Origin of the sequence: Streptomyces sp. R28 (assembly GCF_041052385.1) — a bacterium.
GTDB lineage: Bacteria > Actinomycetota > Actinomycetes > Streptomycetales > Streptomycetaceae > Streptomyces.
This window is the reverse complement of sequence record NZ_CP163439.1, coordinates 183,675-205,724: the sequence shown is the minus strand read 5'-3', so window position 1 is coordinate 205,724 and position 22,050 is coordinate 183,675. Positions and strand designations below refer to the sequence as shown.

Here is a 22,050-nt window from a genome sequence, read left to right as displayed (position 1 = left end):
GCACGACCGGAACGGGGGACCGGTCGGGTCCCCGTTTCCGGCCGTTCAGGCCCGCAACCGCACCGGTATCTCCTGCCAGCCGAACGCGATGAACGACGGCACCTGACGCAGCTCGTCGTCCCCGACGGCCAGCCGCAGGTCGGGGAAGCGGTCGAAGAGGGCGGGCAACGCCGTCAGGGCCTCCACGCGAGCGAGCGGGGCGCCGATGCACCGGTGTACCCCGATCCCGAACGCCAGATGGTCGTCGGCGCCGCGCGCCGCGTCGAAGCTGGCCGCGTCCGGCCCGTAGTGCACGGGATCCAGCCCCGCCGCGGCGTACGTCGTGATGATCGCGTCCCCGGCCGCGATGGTCACGTCCCCGACCTTGATGTCGCTCACGGCGAACCGCAGGGGGAGCGCCGCGATCGACGGATGCGCCCGCAGTGTCTCGTCGATCACCGCATCCCAGCCGATCTCGCCGGACCGTACGGCGGCCAGCTGCTCGGGGTGGGTCAGCAGTGCGACGACCGCGTTGCCGATGAGATTGACGGTCGTCTCGAAACCGGCACCGATCACCAGCAGCAGCGTGTGCAGCAACTCCTCGTCGCTGAGCCGGTCGCCGTCCTCGTCGCGCACCCGGATCAGCTCGGTCGTCAGATCGTCCCCGGGGTGCTCGCTGCGGTGGGCGATCAACGCCCCCAGTACCGCGTCGATCTGCTGCTGCACGAACGCGGCGTGCTCCGGACTGGGGTCGGAGGTGTCCATGATGGCCGCGATGAGCTTGGCGGTGTCCTCCCGCAACTCCTCGGGCACACCGAAGAGTTCGCAGATCATCCGCATGGGGAGGGGGTGGGCGAATCCGGCCTTCAGATCGACCACCGCGCCGCCCTCACCGAGCGGAACGGGCTTTGCGAGCGTATCGAGCGAGTCGAGCAGCTCCGTGGTGATCGCCTCCACTCGCGGCCGCATCATCTCCGTACGCCGCTGCGTGAAGCTCGGCGCGACCAGCTTGCGCAGCCGTGTGTGATCGGTGCCGTACGTGGAGAGCATGTTGACCACGCCGACCCAGTTCAGGATCCAGCCCCAGGAGGGGCGTTCGGCGATCTCGGGCCACAGCCTCCAGTGCTGTCGCGGGTCCTTGCTGACCTGCGGGTCGAGGATGAGCTCCTTGAGGGTGTCGTAGCCCGTGGGCGCCCATGCGGGGATGCCGCCGGGCAGCTCCACGGGCACGATCGGACCGAGGGCGCGCAGCCGGGCGCTCTCGCCGGGGATGTCGGCGCCGAACGGGTCGATGGCGATGCGGTCGATACGGTCGGTCACGGTCACGACGGAACTCCTGGCTGGTCGGGGGAGCGGGGGCTGAACCGGACGGGCAGGGAGGTCAGGGAGCGGTGGAAGGGGCCGGGGCGCCAGGTCAGGCGATCGCGGGGCAGGGCCGGCTCCAGGTCGGGAAGCCACTGGGTGAGGCGTTCGATCGCCTCGGTGGCGATGAGCAGCGTGTGCTGCCGGACCGGGCAGGCGTGCGGGCCGGCCGACCAGGACAGGTGCGAGGCGTCCCTGGGATGGCGGCCGCTGGTGACTTCCTGCTCGGCGAAGTGCGCGAGCGCCCCGTAGGAGACGACCACCGGCACCGCGGCCCTGATCCACGTGCCGTGGAAGGACACCGGGGTGCGGGCGTAGTGGATGCCGTAGTTGGCCAGCGGTGTCTCGTGGTGGAGCACCTCCACCACGGCGTCCATGACCGGGCGGGCCCCGCTGGTGAGCGTGGAGTAGTAGAGCGGGTTGCCGAGGATGCGGGACAGCGCGTTCGACACCAGGTTGGCCGTCGGCTCGTGCCCGGCGCCGAGCGTGAGGAACACCTGCCAGGTGACCTCCTCGGGCGTCAGCCCCGCCGGGTGGTCCAGCAACCGGCTCGGCAGGTCGTCGCCCCGCCGCTCGGCCTTGGCCGCGATCAGCTCCAGCACGTAGCCGCCGAACTCCGCCTCACCCTCGGCCGCTTCGGCGCCGCCCTCCATCATCTTGCCCAACGCTCCGTCGAGCCGGTCGCTCTGACTGTCCGGCAGCCCGAAGAGGTTGTTGAAGACCAGCGCCATCAGCGGCCGCGCGAACTCGCCCACCAGATCGGCCTCGCCCTTCGGCCCGAACCGGCCCACCAGCACCCGCACCGCCCGGTGCACCCGCGCTCGCAGGTCGTGCGGCTCGATGCGCTCGAACGTGTCGATCAGCGAGGTGCGGTACCGGACATGGGCCGCGCCGTCGGCGAACAGCGTGTTGGGCCGCCAGCGCATCATGCCCAGGATCGGCGAGTCGTCGGCGACCGTGGACTCCCACGGCCGCGGGTCGTGCGAGAACGTGTCCGTGTCGTGCAGCAGATCCAGCGCCGCCCGCCGGTCGGTGACGACGTACGCCGGCACGCCCGGCGCCAACTCCGCCCAGCCGACCGGGCCCTGGGCACGCAGCGCCTCGTAGTAGTGGTACGGATCCAGCGCGAAGCCGTCCTCCCACAGGCGCACGGGCGCCGAGCGGGAGAAGGCCTGCCGGTCGGGGGAGTGGGTGGTCACCGGTCCTCCGGAGCGTGACGGTCGATCAGGTGCTGGACCAGCGCGAGCAGCGCGTCGACGGACGAGTCGCCATCCCGGGCGTCACACGTCACCATCGGCGTGTCCGCGTCCAGGTCCAGGGCGGCCCGCAGCTGTTCGTGGGTGTAGTGGCGCGGCGCGTCCGGAAAGGCGTTGAAAGCGACGGCGTACGGCAGCCCCGACTCCTCCACCAGCCCCAGCACGTCGAACGACGCGTCGATCCGACGGCTGTCGACCAGGACCAGGGCGCCCAGCGCGCCGTAGGCGATGTCGTCCCACAGCGCCCGGAACCGCTCCTGTCCGGGCGTGCCGAACAGATACAGCACGACCCCGCCCGGCAGGCTGATCCGGCCGAAGTCGACGGCGACGGTCGTCGTCGACTTGTCCCGCACCCCGGCGAGATCGTCCACCTGCACGGACGCCTCGCTGAGCGGCTCCTCGGTGTGCAGGGGCCGGATCTCGGAGACCGAGTCGATCAGGGTCGTCTTCCCCACGCCGAAGGGGCCGGCGACCAGGATCTTGACCAGGTCGAGGGCGGTGTCGGGCAGGTGGATGCTGTCGGCCGCGTCAGGGGTCACAACAACTTCCTCGGCAGCGCGGCTAGTTGTGCTTGAGGGCGCGAAGGCCATCGGCCACTCTCTTCAGCAGGTCGGGGTCGAAGCGTCCGGCGGGCGGGATCGGCGCACGGGCCAGTACCAGGTCCCGGTCGATGAGTTCGGCCGCCAGGACACGTACCGCGGACACCGGCAACCGCAGCAGCGCCGCGGCCTCCACCACCGTCAGCGAACCCTCGTCCAGGGCGTCCAGCAGGGCGAGTTGGGCGGCGGGCAGACCCGCGGGCGCGGGTGTGCCGGCGCCGGTGAGCACCGACAGCCGCTCCAGGTGGGACCGGCTGGGCCGGGCCACGCCGCCGGTCGACAGATACGCGGGAACCAGGGGGCGGCCGCCACGGCGGCCGGTCATGCCGGAGCGCCGCCGTCGGCACCTCGGGGCGCGGCGGCCATCGCCTTCTCGCCCAGCCGGGCCACCTGCGAGTGCACCCGGTGCGCGAGCAGGTCCAGGCGCACCTCCTCGTCCCCGTACGCGGCCACGCACGTGCCGTGATCCGTCGGCACGATCAGTACGTACCCGTGGTCCGACTCGATGACGACCTGCCGCACCTCGGCCCGCTCCCGGTCGGCGAACGCGGCCGCCGCGGTACGGCAAGCCCCCTGCACGGTGCTGGTGATCGCGGCCACCCGCTCGGCCGAGGGCCGTGTGAGCGCGTCCGTGTACCCGGTCACCATTCCGTCCCGCGTGAGCAGCACGGCGGCCACCACATGCGGCACCTGCAGGATCGGTTCGAGCACCCACGCCGTGTCTCCCGTATCGCGGCTGGTCATCGAGCCGTTCCCCCTTCATGGTCGGTCTGATCGGTGTCGTTCGCCGCGGCTTCGGCCCGCTGCGGCGCCGCGTGCGCGGTTTCCGGTACGGCGGTGGAGGCGTCGCCGGTGGGCTCGTCGGCCGCGGACCGCGCGGCGGCGGTACCGGCCTGCAGCGCACCCAGCGCGGCGGCGGCCCGCTCCGGGCGGCGTACCGCGGGCCGCGGCTCGGGCACGTCACTCGCCGCGGCGGCCACCTTCGTGCGGCGCCGGCGCTGCGGCAGACCACCGGCGTCCCGCGGAGCGTGATGCCCGGACGCGGCCCCGGAGGCGTCGTCGCCGTGCTCGGCCCCGTACCCGTGCGAGGTGCTGGACACCTCGTCCCGGGAGGCGCCGGACGCCTCGTCCTGCGAGTCGGCAAAGGCTCCGCCCCGCGAACCGAGGGGCGCCTCGTCGTCCCGTGAGCCGACGGCCTCCTCGTGCCGGGAGGCCGTGCGGGTGGAGCGCGGCGCGCTCGCCGCGGGCGGTCGCTCGTCGGGGTCGATGCTGCTGAGCAGGTGGCTGTCGACCCGCAGCACCGCCCGTACCCCGCCGTACGGCGACGGCGACGACACATCCACGCTCAGGTCGAACTGCCGGGTCAGCTGCCCGATCGCGGCGAGCCCCATGCGCGGCGGATCGCCCAGCTCGGTGAGGAGAATCGGCTCGGCACCCGCCACCAACCGCTGCGCGCGGTCGCGTTCGTCCTGGGTCATGCCCAGACCCGCGTCGTCGACCGTGACGCAGGCGCCGTGATGCACGTGCTCCAGGTTGACCACGACATCCGTGTCCGGTGCGGAGTGCCGCAGGGCGTTGTCGAGGAGTTCGGCGACGATGATCGCGACCGGCTCCACGGCGTGCGACACGAGCCCGGTCCCGGCCGCCAGGTGATTGTGGACGCGGACCCGGTGGTAGCCCGCGAGCCGGGCCTGACCTCCGGTCACGGCGTCCACCAGGTGCGACTCCTCGCGGGCCAGCCCGACCCAGGCCCCGCACACCACGGAGGCGACCTGCGCCCGCCGCAGCGACTGCTCGTTCTCGTGGTCCAGTTGGAACAGGGTCTGTGCCAACTCCGGGTCGTCGTACTTCTGTTGAAGCCCGCGCACCGCGTCCTGCAGCCGGTACAGACCCGCCTGGATCTCGCGCGTCGCCCCGCGCATTCCGGCCTGTGCGGCCGCGTCGATCCGGGTGCGCTGCGCGGCCAGCTCGGTGTGCAGCCCGGCGAGCACATGCTCCAGCGCGAGGCCCAGCGGTGCCCTCGCCGTCTGCGGATGCAACGGACCCGGCACGGCGACATGGGGATACGCCAGCTGCCGGGCGGCGGCCGGGACGCGCTGCGTCGCAAGATGCTCGACCTCGGCCGTGAACGCCTCCAGCGCTCCCTCGAGTTGGCGGCGCAGCGTGGCGATCTCGGCACGCTGCCTTGCCTGTTGCCGCTGTGCGCGCAGCAGCCCGCCGCCCAGGGCGAGTGCGGACAGCATGCCGACGGCGAGGCCGCCGGTCGCCAGGTCCGGTATTTCGATCATCGAGTCGGTTCCCAGGGAGTCGGTTCGGGGGCAGTCGGGCAGGGCTGGTTCCGAGGCCTTGCGGCGAGGCGCTCGGAGCACAGTACACACCGTCATCGACCGATCTCGCACGGTCGATCGATACTTCAATTCGAAAGTGCCGGGGCTCTGCTCGCTTCTGCGTCGACTGTCTGAATTGCCTTACAACATGGGGGAGTTGGTGTGGATGCCCGCCTCCCGTGATGTCGCGTGTGTGCCCATTCGGGCGGCAGGTACTCGGCGAGGCCAGGAACGGTGACGCCGGAGGAGGCCACGGTGACCAGCGGCACGGAAACCGGCCGTGTGACCGGTACGCAGGACAGTGCAGAGCTGGGCAAGACGCTTCTGAGTGGGCGACTGAACGGCGGCTGATCCGAACGGCGGCTGACCAAGTCCTCCCGCAGGGCCCGGACACTGACGAAGCGGAGGTGTCCGGGCTTTTGTCTGTGTAGGCCGAGGTGGCGGACCTGTGGAGGGTCGTCACTTCTTCAACTACCTATTGGACACATAGGGTTTACTTTCGTTCGACCCGTCGCACCGAACGGGCTTGCTAGGGTGCTACTCGCCGGTAGCAAGCCGAATGGGGGCGCGAGGGGTGGGCGGACCGCGCCACAGCTCCTCGGCGGGTCGTCGAGACGGAAGGTCTGGCAAGGGGGCCGGGCCGACCGAGGCGTCTGCGCGTTCTTATCACGCGCCCCTCGAACTCCAGTTCCTCGCCCACTGCTCCAGACAGGTGTGACTCGCCACATGGTTCGTTCCCTGGTCGATCTGCTGACCACGCATGCCTCGCGCCATCCCGACCGAACCGCCTACCGCTACCTCGTCACCGGTGACTGCGACGGCGAGATCCAGGAGATCTCGTACGGCCGTCTCGCCGAACGGGCCCGGGCCGTCGCGGCCTGGCTACAGGAGCGTGGCCTGGCCGGCAGCCGCGCCATGCTGCTCTACCCGCCCGGCCCGGAGTTCATCTGCGGCTACCTCGGCTGCCTCGCGGCCGGTGTCGTCGCCGTACCGGGCGTCCCGCCGCAGGGCCGCGCGCAGAACCACCGTGCCCTGACCCGGATGAAGCGGCTCATCGCCGACGCCGACGCCAAGGTGATCCTGGGCGGCCGCGAGGTGATCACGGTCCTGTCCAGCATGGTGGAGCACCTGCCCGACCTGGCCGACATCACCCTCGTCGTCACCGAGGACATCCCCGACGAGGCGGCCGCCTCCTGGCGCGAGCCGGACCTCACCGCCGACTCGGTGGCCTTCCTCCAGTACACCTCCGGCTCCACCTCCGCCCCGCGCGGCGTGATGGTCACCCACCAAAACCTGCTGGACAACGAGCGGGTCATCACCGAGCGCATGGGCCACACGCCGGACGTCATCGCGGAATACGGCCACGAGATGTTCGTCAGCTGGCTGCCCGTGTACCACGACATGGGTCTCATAGGCCCCGTCCTCAACACGGTCTACCTGGGCGTGACCGCCACCCTCTTCTCCCCGCTGCACTTCCTCCAGCAGCCCCGACGCTGGCTGACCGTGATCGACCGCTACCGCCCGCACACCAGTGGCGGCCCCAACTTCGCCTACGAGCTCTGCCTCAAGCACGCCGGTCCCGACCTCCTCGACGGCCTCGACCTCAGCAGCTGGAAGGTCGCCTTCAACGGCGCCGAACCGGTCCGCGCCGCCACCCTGCGACGCTTCACCGACACCTTCGCCCCGGCCGGCTTCCGCCGCGAGGCCCTCTACCCCTGCTACGGCCTGGCCGAGGCCACCCTGATGGTCACCGGCAGCACGGTCGCCACCCCGCCCACCCTGCTCCGGGCCTCCGAATCGGGCCCGCACGCCGGCCAGGCCGACGCGGCGGCCGTCAGTTCCGGACGCCCCGGCCCCGACGTCACCGTCGCCATCGCCGACCCCGAGCGGCAAGAGGAACTGCCCGAGGGCGAGGTCGGCGAGATCTGGGTGCGCGGCGCGAGCGTCGCCAAGGGCTACTGGCGCAACGCCCTCGCCACCCGCGAGACCTTCCGCGCCACCCTGGCCGGCCGCGAAGGCCGCTTCCTGCGCACCGGAGACCTCGGATTCCTGCGCGACGGCGAGCTGTTCGTCACCGGCCGCCTCAAGGACCTCATCGTCATCGACGGACGCAACCACTACCCGCAGGACCTGGAACTGACCGCCGAGATGGCCCACCCGGCCCTGCGGCCCGGCTGCACCGCCGCGTTCTCCGTCGACGGGGGATACGCCGAGGGGCGACACGCCTACGGGGGATACGCGGGAGGCGAGGCAGACGCGAGCTCGTTCGTCCGGTCAGACGTGAGCTCGTTCGGCGAACAGCCCGTCATCGTCGCCGAGATCGCCCCCGAATCGGCAGGCGAGGCGGAGAAGATCATCGACGTGGTCCGCAGTGCGGTCGGCGAGGCCCACGGTCTGGCGGTGCGTGACGTCGTCCTGGTCCGGCCGGGCACCATCCCCAAGACGTCCAGCGGCAAGATCCAGCGCCACGCCTCCCGGGCGGCCTACCTGGACGGCGTCCTCGCCGTGATGGACGCGCCCGCCCTGCGCTGATTCCGCTCGGTTCACCGTCGTACGGCCACACGCCCTGCCCGAATCCACGAGGACACCTGTCTACATGCCTGCGCACGAGTCCCCGAAGCAGTCCCCCGAGCCGTCCCTCACGACACCGCAGGGTGTGCGGGCCTGGCTGGAGTCGGCGGTCGCCGAGGCGGCCGGGCTCGACTCGACGGCCGTCGCCCCGGACCGTCCGATCGCCGAACTCGGACTGGGATCACGGCAGTTGGTGACGCTGGCCGCCGAGCTGTCCGCGCTCACCGGCCGAACCCTGGACCCGTCTCTGGTCTTCAACCACCCGACCATCGCGGCGCTCGCCGACGCGGTGTTCGCCGAGTCAGTCCTCGATGCCGCGTCCGCTCGTACCCCGGTGGCGGTTCCGGCTGCGCACGGCAGGCCCGCACGAGTCGACGACGACATCGCGATCATCTCCATGGCCTGCCGTTTCCCGGGTGGCGCCGACGACCCCGAGGCGCTGTGGCGGCTGCTGGCGGCCGGCGAGGACGCCGTCACCGAGGTGCCGACGGGCCGTTGGGACACGCAAGGGCTGCACGACCCCGACCCGGAGGCCACCGGCAAGGCCTACTCCCTGCGCGGCGGCTACCTCCGCGGCATCGACCGCTTCGACGCGAGCTTCTTCGGGATCTCGCCGCGCGAGGCGGCGGCCATGGACCCCCAGCAACGGTTGCTCCTGCAGACCGGCTGGGAGGCGATCGAACGGGCCGGGATCGTCCCGGACACCCTGAACGGCAGCTCCACGGGCGTCTACATCGGCCTGTACGACAGCGGGTACCTGGCCTCGGCCGCCCTGGACCAGCTCGACGGGCATGTCGGCACCGGCTCGTCGGCCGGCGTGGCGTCCGGCCGTATCGCCTACACCCTCGGACTCCAGGGCCCGGCGGTCACCGTCGACACCGCCTGCTCGTCCTCCCTGGTCGCCCTGCACGTGGCGGCGCGGGCGCTGGCGGCCGGCGAGTGCGACCTCGCCCTGGCGGGCGGCGCGACGCTGCTGGTGACCCCGCGCGGGCACGTCGAGTTCAGCAGGCTGCGTGGTCTGTCGCCGTCCGGGCGGTGCAGTCCGTTCTCGGCGGACGCCGACGGCGTGGTGTGGGCCGAGGGCTGCGGTGTGGTGCTGCTGAAGCGGCTGGCGGACGCACGCCGCGACGGCGACCGGATCCTCGCGGTCGTCAAGGGCTCGGCGATCAACCAGGACGGCCGTAGCCAGGGCCTCAGCGCCCCCAACGGCCCCGCCCAGGAACGGGTGTTGCACGCCGCCCTCGCCGACGCCGGGCTCCAGCCGCACGACCTGGACCACATCGAGGCGCACGGCACCGGCACCCGCCTGGGCGACCCCATCGAGGGCCGCGCCCTGGCCGCCGTCTTCGGCCCCGACCGTCCCGCCGACCGCCCCCTCGGCGTCGGCTCCCTGAAATCCAACCTCGGCCACACCCAGGCCGCCGCGGGCATCGCCGGCGTCATCAAGACCGTACTGGCCCTCCGCCACGAACGGATGCCGGCGTCCCTGCACGCCGAGACCCCGACCGAGTACATCGACTGGGCGCACAGCGGTCTGCGCGTCCTCACCGCGCCCCAGGCCTGGCCGCGGGATCCCGAGCGGGTGCGGCGTGCCGGGGTGAGCGCGTTCGGGATCAGCGGCACGAACGCCCATGTGGTGCTGGAGGAAGCACCCGAGGAGCAGCCGCAGCCGCCCCGTGACCTCCCCGGCACGACCCTCTTCCCGCTCTCCGCCCGCACCCTGCCCGCACTCCGTGCGCAGGCCGGCCGCCTGCTCGAAACCCTCGACCGGCAGCCCGAGTTGCCGCTTGCCGCCGTGGCGGCGACCCTGGCCCACCACCGCACCCACTTCGAGCACCGAGCCGTCGCCCGGGCGAGCGACCGGGCCGAACTGCTCACCGCCCTGCGCGCACTGACCGAGCCCCAGCCCGCCGCCCGCGCCGCCGCCCGACCCGACGTCGACACCGATGCCGATGTCGATGCCGACCTGATGATCGGCCCCCAACAGTGCGCACCCGCAGGCAAGCTGGCGTTCGTCTTCCCCGGGCAAGGGTCCCAGTGGGCCGGCATGGCGCGCGATCTCCTCGACCGTGACCCGGTGTTCGCCGACGAACTCGACCGCTGCGACGCCGCTCTGCGCCCGTTCACCGACTGGTCGGTGACATCAGTCCTGCGCGGCGACCCGGGCGCTCCGGCCCTGGACCGCGTCGACGTCGTCCAGCCGGCGCTCTTCGCGGTGATGGTGTCGCTCGCCGCCGTGTGGCGCGCTCGCGGCATACGGCCGGACGCGGTCGTCGGACACAGCCAGGGCGAGGTCGCCGCGGCCTGCGTCGCAGGGGCGCTCAGCCTCAACGACGCGGCGGCGGTGGTCGCCCTGCGCAGCCAGGCCCTGACCGAGCTGTCCGGCACCGGCACGATGGCGGTCGTCGCCCTGCCGCACACCGAGGTCGAGGCCCACCTGGCCCGTCACGGCGACCAGATCGGTGTCGCCGCCGTGAACAGCGGCCGCTCGACCGTGATCGCCGGTGCCGTGGACGCGGTGGAAGACCTGCTCGCCGAACTCGACCGGCAGCAGGTCTTCGCCCGTCGCCTCGACGTCGACTACGCCTCCCACAGCGCCCAGGTCGAGCCGGTCCGCACCACGATCCTCGACGAGCTCGACGGCGTCACCACCTGCCCCACGTCCGTAGCCTGGTACTCCACGGTCACGGCCGAGCCGGTCACCGAGGAACTCGAAGCCGACTACTGGTACACGAACCTGCGCGAACCCGTCCGCTTCGCGCCCACCGTCGAGCGCATGGCCGCCGACGGCTACCGCTGCTTCGTGGAACTCGGCCCGCACCCCTCCCTGCTCACCGCCCTGCACACCATCGACGAGGACCTGGTCGCGATCGGCTCCCTCCGCCGCGACGAGGACGGCCCCGCCTGCCTGGACCGCGCCGCGGCCGAACTCCACGTCCACGGACGGAAGATCGACTGGCGCCGCCTGGTCCCGCACACGGCTCCCGCGGACCTGCCGACGTACGCCTGGGACGCACAGCGCCACTGGATCGAGCCCGCCGCCTCCGCCATCGCCCCCGGCCTGTTCGACCGCGCCGCCCACCCGTTGCTCGGCATCCAGCTCCAGTCGGCGGACGAGACCCGCTGGACCTTCCGCAACGAGTGGTCTCCCGCCACCGCCGACTGGCTGCCCGACCACACCGTTTTCGGCCGGACCGTGGTCTCGGGCACCACCTTGATCGAACTCTGCCGGGCCGCGCTCGCCGTGGCCCGCCCGGACACCCCGGCCGACGTCACCGATCTGCTCCTCCTGGCACCCCTCACCCTGCCCGGCAGCGGCACGGTCGAGGTGTCCGTGGAGGTGGTGACCGCCGGGACCGTCCCCGAGATCACGGTCCACAGCCGCCCGCGTGGCCAGGAACCCACGGACTGGACCCTGCACGCGACCGCCTCCGCCGCCGAGTCGAACGCCCTGCCGGTCGATGAGCCTCCGACGTGGCCCGAGACGGCCGAACCGGCCTGGGGCGAGGACACCTACGAGCGCCTGAGCGGACTCGGTCTCGGCTACGGCCCTGCCTTCCAGGGCGTACGACAGGCCGCCGCGACCGGCGACGGAACCGTGCTGGCCCGCCTCTCCCTGCCGCCTGTGGCCCGAGACGGGGCCGACCCCTACCCGGTGCACCCGGCGCTCTTGGACGCCGCCCTCCAAGTGGCCGCCGCCCTCGAGACCAGCGACCGGCGGGTCCTGCTGCCGGTCGCCGTGGCCCGCTGTGTCCTGCCGCCCGGCGGGGCGACGGACCTGACCGCGTCCGTACGCCGGACCGGCGGCTCCGGAAGCTCCGGCGGCCCCGGTGACTCCGGCGCGGACCTCACCCTGGACGTCAGCCTGTGGGACGCCGACGGCTTCCCGGCGGGCCGCCTTGAGGGCGTACGCCTGCGCTCCGCGAACGCCGCCGACTTGAACAGCGGCTCGCGCAACGGCCGGCACCTGTACGAGGTGGCGTGGACTGCCGTACCGGAGAAGCCGGCCGGGCCTCCTGGCTCCGTCTGGGCCGTGCACGGCGACCCGTCGGACCCCGCGGTCGCGGCGGCCCAGCGCGGCCTGAGCGCGGCTGGCGTCCAGGTCACCGACGAGGGCGCCGACATCGTCCTGCGATGCTGGCCTCGCCCGTCGACCGACACCGAACCGGCCGTCGCAGCCCACGAGTTGGCGGCCACGGCCCTGGCCGAACTGCAGGCGCTGATCGCCCTTCCGCCGGATCAGGCACCCACCCGCACCATCTGGGTGACCCGCGGAGCGGTCGCAGCGGCCGAGGGGGACACGGTTCTCGGGCTCGCCCAGTCAGTGTTGTGGGGCCTGGCCCGCGGCGCCCGGAGCGAACATCCCGGCCTCGGCCTGACCCTGCTCGACCTCGACCACGACGGTGACGTACGGTCGTCGCTCTCCGCCGTTGCGCACTGCGATGAGCCTGAACTCGCCCTGAGGGAAGCCGAGTTTCTCGCCCCTCGGCTGATCCGGGCCCGTCCCGCGCCATCCGGCAGTCGCGCCCTGATCCCCGCCGACGGCACCGTGCTGATCACCGGTGGTCTCGGCGCGGTAGGCCGCCACATCGCCCGACTGCTCGCCCAGAACGGTGCCCCGCGCCTGCTGTTGACGTCCCGTCAGGGCTCCGAGGACCCCCGCGCGGCCGAAGTCACCGCCGAGCTGACCGCACTGGGCGCCGAGGTCGAGGTCGCCGCGTGCGACATCGCGGACGCGGCGGCGGTGGCGGGCGTACTGGCCCGTATCGGCGACGACTCGCCCCTGCGCGGCATCGCCCACTGTGCCGGAGTCCTCGCCGACGGTGTGGTAGCCGAGCTCACCCCCGAACGCCTCGCGCAGGTGCTGCGCCCCAAGGTCGACGGCGCCGCCCATCTGCACCGGCTCACCGCCGACCACCCGCTCGACCTCTTCCTCCTGGTCTCCTCGGCCGCGGGGGTCATCGGCAACGCCGGCCAGGCCAACTACGCGGCCGCGAACGTCTTCCTCGACCAACTCGCCCACCACCGACGCGCCTTGGGGCTGCCGGGCGTGTCCGTCTCCTTCGGCGCCTGGGCGGGGGAAGGGCTCGCCGCCGAGCACGCAGACCTCCAGCGGATGGCCCGCCTCGGCCACCGCGCCCTCACCCCCGAGCAGGGCCGCGAGCTGACCGAGCTGTCCCTGCGGCACGACGCCGCTCACCTCGTCGCCTGGGCGCTGGACCTGCCCCGGCTGCGAGCCGCCGCACCGGCAGGCGCCGTGTGGCGCTCCCTGCTCCCCGCGCCCCGCCCCGGCCGGGCCGGCACCCACACCCTGGCGGACCGCCTGGCGCGGCTGCCGGAGCCCGAACGTTCCGCACGCGTCCTCGCCCTCGTCCGCGAGGAGGCCGCCCACACGCTCGGCCTGCGCTCGGCGGAGTCCGTCCGCCCCGACCAGCCGCTGCGCGACCTCGGCATGGACTCGGTGACGGCGGTCGACCTGCGCAACCGCATCAGCACCCGCATCGGCAGCAAACTCCCCGCCACCCTCCTCTTCGACCACCCCACGCCCACCCGGCTCGCCGAGTACCTGCTGGCCGGCGCCCTGGCGACAACAGGCCGCACGCGCCACCAGGCCGTGCCCGCGCCCGTGCCCGCGCCCACGTCCTCAGCTTCGTCGGACGAGCCGGTGGCCCTCGTCGCCATGGCCTGCCGGCTGCCCGGCGGAGTGCGGGACCCCGAGGGACTGTGGCGGCTGGTCGCGGAGGGCCGGGACGCCGTCGGACCGTTCCCGGCGGGGCGGTGGGACGTCGAGTCGCTGTACGACCCCGACCCGGACGCGCTCGGCAAGTCCTACGCCCGCGAGGGCGGCTTCCTCGACGACATCGTCTCCTTCGACGCGGGCTTCTTCGGCATCACCCCGAAGGAGGCGGCGGCCATGGACCCGCAGCAGCGACTGCTGCTGGAGACGGCCTGGGAGTCGCTGGAGGGCGCCGGAATCGTGCCCGGCGAACTGGCCGGCAGCACCACCGGCGTGTACGTCGGGATGTTCGGCAGCGACTACCTGTCCGGCACCCGGCTCGACCAACTGGACGGATACGTCGGTACGGGCTCCGCGCTGAGCGTCGCCTCGGGCCGACTCGCGTACACGCTCGGGCTGAACGGTCCCGCGCTGACGGTGGACACCGCGTGCTCGTCGTCGCTGGTGGCCGTGCATCTGGCGGCGCAGGCGCTGCGCGCGGGCGAGTGCGATCTGGCGCTCGCCGGCGGCGTCACCCTGATGGTCACGCCGCAGACCTTCGTCGAGTTCAGCCGGCTGCGCGGGCTGTCGCCGACGGGCCGCTGCCGCTCCTTCTCCGACGCCGCCGACGGCGCCATCTGGGCCGAGGGCGCCGGCATGGTCGTACTGAAACGACTGAGCGACGCCCGGCGTGACGGCGACCGGGTCCTGGCCGTGCTGCGCGGCACCGCCGTCAACCAGGACGGCCGCAGCCAGGGCCTGTCCGCGCCGAACGGCCCCGCGCAGGAGCAGGTGATCCGGCGCGCGCTGGAGCGGTCCGGACTCCGGCCCGCCGACATCGACCACGTCGAGGCACACGGCACGGGCACGAGCCTGGGCGACCCGATCGAGGCGAACGCCCTCGCGGAGGTCTTCGGCGCCTCACGTCCCGAAGGCCGCCCCCTCCACCTGGGCTCGTTGAAGTCCAACATCGGGCACGCACAGGCGGCTTCGGGCGTGGTCGGCCTGATCAAGGTCGTGCAGTCACTGCACAACGAAGCCCTCCCGCGCACCCTGCACGCCGACACGCCCAGCCGTCACGTCGACTGGGCGGACAGCGGGCTGCACCTGCTGCGGGAGCCGGCGCCCTGGCCCGCGTCGGCGGAGCGGGTACGGCGTGCGGGCGTCAGCGCCTTCGGGATCAGCGGAACGAACGCGCACGTCATTGTCGAGGAAGCCCCGCAGCTGGACTCCGAGCCCGAACCGTCGACGGCCGAACTCCCGCCGGGCAAGCGCCTGTTCGTCCTGTCGGGGCGGAGCGAGGCGGGTCTGCGCGGACAGGCCGCGGCGCTGGCCCGCCACCTCTCCGGGGACGACGACGCTGAGCGCGCCGATGCCGCGCTGCCGGACATCGCCCACACCTTGGCCCGCCACCGCAGCCACTTCGAGCGGCGCGTGGCGGTTCTCGCCGAGGAGGGGGAGGAACTGCGGTCCGTACTCGCTGAGTTGGCGGCCGGGCGGGTGCCGTTGCCTCCGCTCCGGGAGGAGCAGTCGGACAAGGTCGCCTTCGTCTACGCCGGACACGGTGGCCAGTGGCCCGGCATGGGCCTGGACCTGATGACCCAGTCGGAGGCGTTCCGTGACGAGCTGACCCGGATCGACGAGGCGGTCGAGCGGCACGCCGGCTGGTCGGTGCTCAACGCGCTGCGGGCACCGGAGGAGTTCTCCCCGCTGGAACGGACCGAATATCTGCAGCCGACCCTGTTCGCGGTGAACGCGGCCCTGACCACCGCCTGGCGCTCGCTCGGCGTCACCCCGGACGCCGTGACCGGCCACAGCCTGGGCGAGATCGCCGCCGCGTACAGCGCGGGCGCTCTGACCTTGGACGACGCCGTGACCGTGGTGACGGGGCGCGCCCAGGCGGTCGTCCCGGTCGCGGGCAAGGGCGGCATGCTGTCCCTGGACCTGCCGCGCCCGCGCGTCGAGGAACTGCTCGCGCCCTACGCCGACCGGCTGTTCGTCGCCGCCGTCAACAGCCCCTACTCCACGGCCGTCTCCGGCGACAGCGACGCACTGGCCGAGCTGCGGCGGAGCCTCGACGGGCAGGGGATCAAGGCCCGGTCCCTGTCGACGCCGTTCGCCTCCCACACCCCGCTCATGGCGCCGGTCCGCGGCGGGCTGCTCGACCGTCTGTCCAGTGTCCGGGGCGCGCTCACCCGGACCCCGCTCTACTCGACGGTGCTGGCGGAACCCGTGCCCGGAGACCGCCTGGACCCCGCCTACTGGTACGCCAACCTCGGTGAGCCGGTCCGCTTCGCGGACACTATCCGCCGCATGCTGGACGACGGCTACCGCTACTTCGTCGAGCTGAGCCCGCACCCCTCGCTCGGCTCGTCCATCGAGGAGGTGGCGGCGGAGGCCGGGATCGACGCGGTGAGCACCGGCTCGCTGCGCCGGCAGCAGGGCGGGCGGGACGTACTGCTGCGCGGGCTGGGGGAGTTGTACACGGCCGGACACACGCCCGACTGGCCGGCGCTGTTCCCGGCGGGCCGCCGCGTCGACCTGCCGACCTACGCCTTCGCCCGCGAACGCCACTGGCTCGCACCTGCCCCGGCCACCGCGACCGGCGCGTCTCCGCTTCTTGGCACCCATGTCGAGGCCAGCGACGAAACCGACCGGCATATCTTCCAGAGCGAGGTGGACCTGCGCGACAGCCGCTTCGCCTATCTGACCGACCACAAGGTCACCGGCGAGGTGTGGCTGCCCGGCGCCGCCTTCCTCGACATGGCCCTGGAGGCCGCGTCGGCGGTGCAGGACGGTGGCGACGTACGCCTCGCCGACGTCAGGTTCGTGCAGCCACTGCGCCTCGACGACTCCCGGCCGACACGACTCCAACTGGTCCTGCGCCCCGCCGTCGACGGCTTCCGGGACTTCACCATCGCCTCGGCGTCCACCGGCGGCGGACAGCGCGCACGCTGGGAACGGCACGTCGGCGGACGTATCGCCGCCACCCCCGCCGAACCCACCGTCGAGCCGAGCGAGCCGCTCGCCACACTGCGTGGGCGCTGCACCGAGCAGGTCGACCTTCCGTCCGTCTACGCCGCCCTCGCCGCCCTGGGCATCGACTACGGCCCCGCCTTCCGAGGCCTGGAGTCGGGCCACCGCACCCGCTCCACCGCCCTCGCCCGGCTGTCCGACAAGCCCGCCGCCGGTCATCTCCTCCACCCGGCGGTCCTGGACGCCGCCTTCCATGCGGCGGCACTGCCCGCCGACGCGCCCCAGGGGCGGGCGTTCGTCCCCGTCGGGGTCGGACGGCTCCGCCACACCGGACTGCGCACCACTCCTGTGTGGGTCGCGTGCGAGCTGCGATCCGTGTCCGGCGACACCGCGACACTGGACCTTCGGCTGTACGACGAGAAGGACCAACTGCTCCTGGAGGCCGAGGAGTTCGAGCTCGCCGCGCTCTCGCCCCTGGAAGGAGCACTGTTCGAGACTGGCTGGCAACCCCGCCCGAGCGCGAACGAGACGCCCGCGCAGGGCAGTTGGCTGATCCTGGCCGACGAGTCGGGCGTGGCCGCTGGACTCGTCGAGCGGCTGGGCGGCTCGGCGCCGTGTGTGATCGCCCGTAGGGGCGAGGAGTTCGCCGCCGAGAGCCCCGGCCGCTACGTCCTCGACCCGGCCGACCCGCAGCACTTGGCCCGTCTCTTCGACGAGGCCTTCGCGAGCGAACCGCCCGCGCGGGTGGTTCAGTTGTCGGCACTCGACGCGCCCGCGATCGAGGACGCGCATACGGCCGAGGAGGCGGCACGGCTGTGCTGCCTGAGCACCCTCCACCTGGTGCGCACGCTCGCCGGCCGGGCGCCGGGCCCGGCGCCCCGTCTCTTCGTCGTCGCACGGGGCAGCCAGGCAGCCGGTGACACAGGTGACACCGGTGACAGCACGCAGGTGACGGCCCCTCAGCAAGCGCTCGCCTGGGGCTTCGGCCTCGCAGTGGCGCAGGAACACCCGGAACTGAGGACCACCCTCGTCGACCTCCCGCCCACGGACGGCGCCGACGCGCTGTGGACCCAGCTGCGGCACGCCGACGACGAACGGCTCGTCGCGCTGCGCGGGGCCGGACGACTCGTCCCCCGCCTGACCCGCACCCGCCCGGACGACGGCGGTCACGGCGTCATCACCCCGGACGGCGTGTACCTGATCACCGGCGGTCTGGGCGGCCTCGGACGTGTCGTCGCCGAGCGGCTGGTCCGTCGCGGCGCCCGCCGACTGGCTCTGATGAGCCGGAGCACACCCTCCGCGGACTCGGCGGGCTGGATCCGGGATCTCGAGGCGCGCGATGTGACCGTGCACCTGGCGCGCGCGGACGTCGCCGACCGCGACGGCCTCACCGCAGCCCTGGACGCCGTACGGCACGAACTCGGCCCGATCACCGGCGTCGTCCACGCGGCCGGCGTCCTCGACGACGCCACGATCGCCAACCTGACCGACGAGCGGGTCCTGCGCGTCCTCGCCCCCAAGGTCCTCGGCACCACCCTGCTCACCGAACTGACCCCGGACGCCAAGGACTTCGTCCTGTTCGCCTCGGCGGCCGGCCTGCTCGGCTCGGCCGGGCAGAGCCCGTACTCGGCGGCGAACGCGTTCCTCGACGCGTGGGCCCACCACCTCTCCCGTACGGACCGTCGGGCGCTGAGCCTCGACTGGGGCGCCTGGTCGGGCGTGGGCATGGTGTCCGCGTCCGGCGCCCGCGAGGCCGAGACGGCCCGCTCGGGCCTGGTCGCCTTCTCCGCGCAGGACGGCGGCGAACTCTTCGACCGCGTCCTTGCCACGGCCCGCCGCCAGCTCGCCCCCCTGGCCCTGGACTGGGAGATGCTGGCCCTCGACCCCGACGCGGCCCGCACCCGTCCGATCCTGGCCGACCTGATCACCGCCCCCACGGGCACCCCGGGCACGGACGACCTCGTCAAGAAGGTGTTCGCGGCGACCACCGGCACCGAGCGGGCCGTACGGCTGGAGGCGTACGTACGCGCCCGGGTCGGTGAGGTCTCCGGCGGCGCGGTCCAGGTCTCCGCGACCACGGCCCTGAAGGAACTCGGCCTCGACTCCCTCATGCTCGTGCGGCTGCGCAACGCCTTCGCCCGCGAACTCGGCGTCGAACTCCCCGTCGCCACCGTCTTCTCGGCCGCCGACATCCGAGGCCTCGCCCAGGCCCTGGGAACGGCGCTTCCGGAACGGGAGACAACGACCAGGGAGCAGCCGGCGCGCGCGCCGGAGGTACCCGAGACCGCACTGCACCCCGCGACCCGCGACGTCGTACGGCTCCTGCGCAGCGCCCAGCCCGACATGCCGGGCGCGGCCCACGCCGTCGGCCTGGCGGTACGGCTCACCACGCCGACCACCCGCGAGACCCTCACCGGCATCCTCACCCGCCTCACCGCACGGCACGCGGCCCTGCGCACCGCCGTCGTCACCGCCGACGAAGGCGGGCGGCAGCTGAGGGTGGACCGCGAACTGCCGGAACCGCTGTTGCGGTGGACGGTCGTGGCGGAGGACATCGCCCTCGATGCCGCCGACCGGCTGCGCGAGCTCCTGGAGCCACCGTTCGACCTGGCTGCCGCGCCCCTGTGGCGTTTCGAACTGCTGGACGGCGGCGAACGCGGCCAGATCCTCGTGTACGGCGCCCACCACGCCGTCAGCGATCTGCAGTCGCTGTTGCTGGTGGCGGGCGAGATCGACGCCGAGCTGTCCGGCGACACGCTCGGCGACACCGTCACCAACCGGGACATCGACCTGCTGATCGACGCCCAGCAGACCGGCGAGCGGGCCACGGGGTCGGCCGAGGCGGGCGATTGGCGCGAGGCGTTCCACGACAGCGCACGCCTCGACCTGACCCTGAGCCGACCACGCCCGCAGTCCCGCTCGTACCGCGCCGGCAGCGTCACCGTGCCGATCCCCGACGGGCTCATGGACCGGATCTCGACCGCCGCGAGCCGCCTGGCCGTGACCCCTGCCGCCTTCTGCCTCGGCGCCCTGACCGTCCTGCTGGCCAGGAAGCGCGAGCGTGAACGCTTCGTCCTCGCCGTACCCGTGGACACCCGCGTCCACGCCGACGCCTACGACGCGGTGGGCTTCTTCGGCGTGCCGGTTCCTTTCCCCGCCGAGGCGAACGCGGGGGAGCGGATGGAGGAGGTGCTGCGCCGCACCGACGGGCGACTGGAGCGGCTGCTGGCCAAGGGCGCGATGTTCTCCGACGTCCTGCCGGTGCTCGCCCGACAAGGCCTGTACCGGGCCAACGCGCCGCTGGTGGAGGTGTACTTCAACTACGTACGCGCCGCACGCGGGCTGACCGGCCTGGAGGTGCTGCCGGCCGGGACGGGCTACTCCGACCTCGACCTGATGATCTCCATGACGCCGGACGCCGGCCGGATCCGCCTCGACCACAACCTCGACATCCTGGACGCGGCGACGGCCACCGAACTGGGCGAGGAACTGCTGGCCCTGTTCGCGGAGACGGCCGAGGACCCGACGGGGCCGGTCCGTCCGACGCGGACAGGGCCGGTGGATACGACGCGGACGGGACCGGTGGATACGAAGGGGACAGGGCCGGTGGATGCGACGCTGACGCCAATCGAGATCCCGGAAGCGGGGCCCACCACCGCGCCACCACCCCCCACGCTCGCCCTCGCCGCCACTTTCGCCCTCGGCAACCTGCCCCTGATGTGCGAGACGGCGATCAACGCGTCCGTCCCGGCCGACAGCGCGACGACCGTCGCCGAGGCCCCGTACCACCACGTACTGGCGAGCCTGCGCGACCCGTCCGGCGTGTTCGCCGACCCGGCCACGACGTTGGGCGTCGCCCTGCTGCGGGCGACGGACCTGCAACGCTTCGGCCCGGTCGACGACGCACTGCTCGCCGAACTGCGCACCGCCTACCCGGCCGCACTGCGCGCGGTCGCCGAGCGCACCCGCAAGCCGCTGATCGTCGGCTTCCTGCCCGCCGTACAGGGCGAGGACCGCTTCAGCCGGTGGGAACGGGAGATCGCCGCCGAACTGGCCGACGTGCCCGGCATCGCCGTGCTCGGCCCTGACGACTGGACCCGCCACCACCCGATCGGCGAACGCTTCGACGAGCGGACCGAACGCCTGGCCCACCTCCCCTTCACCCCGCACTTCCAGGCAGCCGTGGCCCTCTGCCTCGCCGAGGCCGTGCGAGCGGTACGGCGTCCCGCGCCGAAGGTGATCGCCGTCGATGGCGACGAGACGCTGTGGGGCGGGGTGGCCGGGGAGACCGGCCCCGAGGCCGTGGACCTGAGCGGCCCGCGAGCACTGCTCGCCCGCAGGCTCCTGCAGTGGCGGGCGGCCGGCGCGCTGCTGGTGCTGGTCAGCAACAACGACGAGGACACCGTCCGCGCCGTACTGGACCGCCCGGACAGCCCCCTGAAGGCCGAGCACTTCAGCGTGCTCTCCGCCGCCTGGGACCCGAAACCCGCTCGCCTCGCCGAGGCGGCTCGCACGCTCAACCTCGGCCCGGACAGCTTCCTGTTCCTCGACGACAACCCCGCCGAGATCGCCAAGATGCGCGCCGCGCTGCCGCAGGTGCTGTCGGTCACCTGCCCGCCGACGGCCGAACTGCCCGAGTTCCTGGGCCGGTTGTGGCCGCTGGTCCCAGTCGCTGCGACGGCCGAGGATTCGCTGCGAGCGCGGTTCTACGAGGAGGAACGGGAGCGGGACGCCGTACGCGAACAGGCCGGTTTCGAGGAGTTCCTGGACCGGCTGGAACTGGAGGTCGACATCCGGTCCTTGTCGGATGCCGATGTGCCGCGGGCCGAGCAGCTCGTCCGCCGTACCAACCAGTTCACCCTCCGCGCCCGCTCCACCGACGGCGGCGATGTCGCCCGGTGGCGCGAAGACGGCGAGGTCTGGACGGCGGCGGCCCGCGACCGCTTCGGTGACTACGGCCAGATCGGCCTCCTCGCCCTGCGCCGCGAGGGCGACCAACTCGACGTCCTCGCCTGGCTGATGAGCTGCCGCGCACTCGGCCGAGGCGTCGAGGAACGCCTCCTGCAATGGCTCGCCGACCGCGCCGAGGAACTGGACTGCGCGAAGGTCCGCCTGACCGCGCAACGCACGCCTCGCAACGCCCCCGCCCGTCGCCTGCTCTCGGCACTGGGCGGCGGCGATCAGGAACACGAACGGCTGGAGGCCGTGGTCACACCGGAGCAGCTGCGGACGTTCCGTTCGTGGCGGCGGCCATGACGGCGCCG

General features: G+C 73.0%; 8 protein-coding genes. 2 read left to right on the top strand and 6 right to left on the bottom strand.

Features of this window, described 5'->3' with window-relative positions; translation table 11 throughout:
- Window positions 1-45: 45 nt before the first annotated feature.
- The 6 genes from AB5J49_RS00865 to AB5J49_RS00840 are packed head-to-tail and all read right to left on the bottom strand — an operon-like array spanning window position 46 to window position 5,484.
- Window positions 46-1,305, bottom strand: a complete 1,260-nt coding sequence (locus AB5J49_RS00865) for a cytochrome P450 (protein WP_369166510.1) — start codon at window positions 1,303-1,305, stop codon at window positions 46-48.
- Window positions 1,302-2,540, bottom strand: coding sequence for a cytochrome P450 (locus AB5J49_RS00860; RefSeq protein WP_369166509.1), 1,239 nt, complete (start codon window positions 2,538-2,540; stop codon window positions 1,302-1,304). The genes AB5J49_RS00865 and AB5J49_RS00860 overlap by 4 nt, the downstream gene beginning before the upstream one ends.
- Window positions 2,537-3,187 carry an ATP/GTP-binding protein gene (locus AB5J49_RS00855; RefSeq protein WP_369166508.1) on the bottom strand — a complete coding sequence of 217 codons (651 nt, stop codon included), beginning with the start codon at window positions 3,185-3,187 and terminating at the stop codon, window positions 2,537-2,539. Before AB5J49_RS00855 ends, AB5J49_RS00860 begins: the two co-directional genes overlap by 4 nt.
- Window positions 3,159-3,521, bottom strand: coding sequence for a DUF742 domain-containing protein (locus tag AB5J49_RS00850; RefSeq protein ID WP_369166507.1), 363 nt, complete (start codon window positions 3,519-3,521; stop codon window positions 3,159-3,161). Before AB5J49_RS00850 ends, AB5J49_RS00855 begins: the two co-directional genes overlap by 29 nt.
- Window positions 3,518-3,940, bottom strand: coding sequence for a roadblock/LC7 domain-containing protein (locus AB5J49_RS00845; RefSeq protein WP_369166506.1), 423 nt, complete (start codon window positions 3,938-3,940; stop codon window positions 3,518-3,520). Before AB5J49_RS00845 ends, AB5J49_RS00850 begins: the two co-directional genes overlap by 4 nt.
- Window positions 3,937-5,484, bottom strand: a complete 1,548-nt coding sequence (locus AB5J49_RS00840) for an ATP-binding protein (protein WP_369166505.1) — start codon at window positions 5,482-5,484, stop codon at window positions 3,937-3,939. Before AB5J49_RS00840 ends, AB5J49_RS00845 begins: the two co-directional genes overlap by 4 nt.
- A gap of 765 nt (window positions 5,485-6,249) precedes the next feature.
- Between AB5J49_RS00840 and AB5J49_RS00835 the strand changes: the two genes are divergently transcribed.
- Window positions 6,250-8,055: a fatty acyl-AMP ligase gene (locus AB5J49_RS00835; protein WP_369166504.1), complete on the top strand. Its 1,806-nt coding sequence runs from the start codon at window positions 6,250-6,252 to the stop codon at window positions 8,053-8,055.
- A 64-nt stretch (window positions 8,056-8,119) separates the two neighbouring features.
- The gene (locus AB5J49_RS00830; protein WP_369166503.1) at window positions 8,120-22,042 is read left to right on the top strand and encodes an SDR family NAD(P)-dependent oxidoreductase; all 13,923 of its coding nucleotides are present in this window, start codon (window positions 8,120-8,122) and stop codon (window positions 22,040-22,042) included.
- Window positions 22,043-22,050: the final 8 nt, after the last annotated feature.

Bases quoted from the DNA above. Each gene is read 5' to 3' on its own strand.
- AB5J49_RS00855 (WP_369166508.1), bottom strand. From the start codon at position 3,187: ATGGCCTTCGCGCCCTCAAGCACAACTAGCCGCGCTGCCGAGGAAGTT.
- AB5J49_RS00845 (WP_369166506.1), bottom strand. From the start codon at position 3,940: ATGACCAGCCGCGATACGGGAGACACGGCGTGGGTGCTCGAACCGATC.
- AB5J49_RS00835 (WP_369166504.1), top strand. From the start codon at position 6,250: ATGGTTCGTTCCCTGGTCGATCTGCTGACCACGCATGCCTCGCGCCAT.
- AB5J49_RS00850 (WP_369166507.1), bottom strand. From the start codon at position 3,521: ATGACCGGCCGCCGTGGCGGCCGCCCCCTGGTTCCCGCGTATCTGTCG.
- AB5J49_RS00830 (WP_369166503.1), top strand. From the start codon at position 8,120: ATGCCTGCGCACGAGTCCCCGAAGCAGTCCCCCGAGCCGTCCCTCACG.
- AB5J49_RS00840 (WP_369166505.1), bottom strand. From the start codon at position 5,484: ATGATCGAAATACCGGACCTGGCGACCGGCGGCCTCGCCGTCGGCATG.